Raw genomic sequence first — 558 nt, forward strand, 5'->3', positions numbered from 1 at the left:
AAACGCGAGTATCAATTTAAAGCGCATTTTCTTCGTCCTCCGAAGTGTCTTTATTAAGCCACTGAGTAATTTGCGCATACCCCATTACGGATATCATTGGAAACAAACTGGCGAAGGCGATAAGCCCAAAGCCATCAATCATCGGATTCCTGCCTGGCACAGTTGACGCTAGTCCCAGCCCAAGCGCCGTCACTAAAGGCACTGTCACGGTAGAGGTGGTGACACCACCTGAATCGTAGGCAAGTGGAATGATCAACTTAGGCGCGTAAAAGGTTTGAATCACCACGACGATATACCCCGCAATGATGTAGTAATGAATCGGGTCGCCCACCACAATACGATAGCTGCCAAGCGCGATACCTATCGCTACGCCTAAAGCAACCGCAACTCGTAAGCCATTTACACTAATACTGCCACCAGACACTTGATTGGCTTTGATGGCCACTGCAATCAAAGATGGTTCAGCACTGGTCGTACTAAAGCCGATAAAAAAAGCAAAGGTGTACACCCAATAATAGTCGACCCACTCTAACGCCTGCCCAATAGAGACTTTAAACT

Annotated in this window: 1 protein-coding gene; it reads right to left on the minus strand. The window is 47.5% G+C overall.

The annotated features are described in order from the left end of the window. Positions 1-16: 16 nt before the first annotated feature. Positions 17-558: DUF1538 domain-containing protein (locus R8N47_RS27450; RefSeq protein ID WP_318186394.1), on the minus strand; the 542-nt coding region annotated here is incomplete at its 5' end.

Source organism: Vibrio sp. 2132-1, assembly GCF_033344315.1.